The 3061-nt window shown below is 54.7% G+C and carries 1 protein-coding gene; it reads left to right on the forward strand.

Annotated features, from left to right (window positions below; all coding sequences use genetic code 11):
- The coding region (locus tag AB8B76_RS14165) for an acyltransferase family protein (protein WP_405273443.1) at positions 1-1788 on the forward strand (1788 nt) is incomplete at its 5' end.
- Positions 1789-3061 lie beyond the last annotated feature (1273 nt).

A 3061-nucleotide genomic window follows, 5' to 3' on the forward strand; every position in this document is an offset into this window, starting at 1 on the left:
CGCGAGATCGACGCTGGAAATTTCTCCTTCGCTGAGTTTTACCTAAGACGCGCCCGACGCATTTTCCCTGCAATGTTCTTCGTCACGGGGATCACCCTGGCAATAGGTACAGTTCTCTTTATGCCGGAGCATGTTGAAGATCTGTCCGCCTCAGCGATCGCAACGGCACTTTTCTCCGCTAATATCTACTTCAGCGCCTTTCTGGATACGGGATACTTCGCCGAAGACAGCCAAACGAAACCATTGCTGCACATGTGGTCGCTTGGCGTGGAGGAGCAGTTCTACATCCTCTGGCCCGCAGTCCTCCTGCTCGTCGCCCAACGGCCAAGCCTTGCCCGCCTCATACTTGGCTGTTTGATCGTCCTTAGCGTGTTACTTGGTGAACTGCTTCTCGCCACCGAACGTTTCACCTTTGCCTACTACATGCTGCCGACCCGCGTATTCGAACTTGGCGCAGGCGCATATCTAGCACTGAGCGAGCGGGCGGGTCGGGGTGTGCCAAGCCCCGGCATGGCTTTTGTACTGGGGATCGCCGGTCTGGTCGCAGTTTTCGGGAGTGCTGCGATGCTGAACGAGGCCCGCCCCTTTCCGGGGTTTAATGCCGTACCGGTCACTGTCGGCACTGTCCTATTGCTGATCTCAGGACGTTGCCCGGACCAGCCGGTCGCACGCCTTCTTTCATTGCCGCCGATGAGGTGGATCGGGTTCATCAGCTTCTCACTCTATCTCTGGCACTGGCCGATCCTCGCGGTCCAACGCTACTTCGACCCCAATCTCGGAGCGATGCAGCAGGTGGTTTCTCTAGTGGGTATGGTGCTGCTAGCTGCGTTCACCTATCGCTACGTCGAAACGCCGTTGCGGGCGCGGAAGGTGACGGCTGGTCAGGTGATAAAGCGTTATTTTTTGCTGCCAACCTCCGTCATTCTGGCGTTAGGGATCTTCAATACGGCAACGCGGGGGGTGGGGCCATGGATCTTCGGCGATTACGCCGAGCGACTGGCTGAGACGCCGCAACCAGCCTTCAAATTCGACTTCATCTGCCAGAGGCCAACTTTGACAGCAGAGATTACCTCAAATCCTGACTGCCTGCGTGGGCCTGATAACGGCACCGGAGTTTTGCTTTACGGTGATTCCAACGCAGCGCATTTTGTTGGGGCCTTCGATGTGCTGTCCGACGCGCTTGGCTTTCGGTTCCGCAATGTCGCACACAGCGCATGTCCGCCGATCGCCGGGGATACACATCCCTATACCCTCCCGCGCTATGAGCAAAGTTGCGCGGACTCTGTCGCGCATATGAAGACCGTCCTACCCGATTACGATACGGTTGTGCTCGCAGCCTTGTGGGCTGGTCACGCGTTCAGAGGCCAAGGCGCTGGTGCGGACTTGCGCGTGGAACTGGGCCAGTCGGTCGATGACCTGCTCAGCGCAGGCAAGCGGGTGATCCTAATCGGAGAAGTACCATCACAAGAGAACTTTGACGGTGACTGCTTCAAGAAACATCTGAAACTCGCCTTCCTCGACTGTGAGGAGGTGTCAGTCGATGACAGAGAACCGCAGATCAGCGCTGCGCTACGTGACATCGCAGAGCGCAAAGAACATGTCTATTACGTCGATCCTTTTCCAGCTCTTTGCAATGACGGCCGCTGTCCGGCCTATCGCGAGGGACGACCTGTCTATTTCGACAACAGCCATCTCTCAATGGTAGGAAGCCGCCTTGTGGGCGATGCGTGGCTCGCCGGCCGAGGCGCGGATCTCGATGATCTCCGGACGGCGCTTGCCTGGAAGTAGCCCGACGGGGCAGCGTCGAAGTGACTTCAGCGTACCCTGATGAGATGCACAAAGAGCCGTTGACTGAGATGTCAAATTTTTCAATCAGTGTCATAATATCGCCGCGCCAAGCCTCCACATGGATATACCTGCTGCTGGCTCGCACAGGTGAACCAGACAGCTCAAGCTCATAGGCTCAGCGGTAGCGAATAAACGCTTCGTCCGCACCTTACCAGTTCGTGCGCTGTGCAGCGAATGTCAGCTATCGCAATTTCGACCCGGCAGCGACGCGTCCGCTTCGGGCTGGGAGCGGTCCTTGGACGTTTTGTTGCATGAACGGCAACTATGCGCAGAGAGCGGAATTTGCAAAGTTTGGCCCGTTTTCCGACAGCGGACCTTCATGCTGGTTGCGGCAAACGGCAGGTCACAGCCCAGAGTGTCGAAGGCTGCAAGTTATACAGGCGTCAGAAGATGGCTGTGATGCCAGGCTGGACTTGTCACCCATCACTATATTCAAGCCTCGCCATGGCACTGATCTAGAACAGCGATCGTATGCTATAATCTACGAGCTCGAAATCATGCTGGAGTGGAAAATGCCGCATATTACGAAATCGAGAAGATTACATACCGCTGAGTTCAAAGCACAGATCGTCATTGCTGGGTTAGGAAATACTTGTACCGTCACGCAGCTGCGCAAGCGCAACAAAGTACCCGTTAGTTCTTACTATAGTTGGAGAAATCGCTTTATTCTTGCAGGCACAATTGCTCTCGCACGGAAGGACCTCGGTCAGTAAAAGCTAGTACCTTCTCACTCTTCCGCTAAGCTCCAGAACTCAAAACTCGTCGCCTTGGAGGCACGGTTTGTAAACTCCAGAAGGGCTCTAAACACTTTTCCAAATCGGATGTCTGAGGCAGAGAAACTGTCCGTGATTAAGCTTGTTGAAACATCGAAGGTCTGAGATCGTGCAACACTTATGCGTATCGGTATCCCCCGATCATCTCATTACCGTTGGGTTCGGAAGTTGCGAGAGACAGGCACGCTACGGACCTGTGTTAGGACTTCAGAGTATCGCAGCATTACTCAACGAGAAGACGTGAAAGAGTTAGTTTTTAAGGTGATGCATGCACCTCCATCCGACTTCGGTTTTAATCGAGTGACCTGCTCCCCTGAAAAGTCCGGTTTTTTGAGTTAGCCTGTTCTCCCAAGAGGAGACAAACGATGAAGAGAAGCCGTTTCAGCGAAGAGCAGATAATCGGGATATTGAAGGAGCATCAGGCTGGGCTTGGCGCGAAG

It is taken from the genome of Congregibacter sp. (assembly GCF_045107095.1).
In the GTDB taxonomy this organism is placed as follows: Bacteria; Pseudomonadota; Gammaproteobacteria; order Pseudomonadales; family Halieaceae; genus Congregibacter.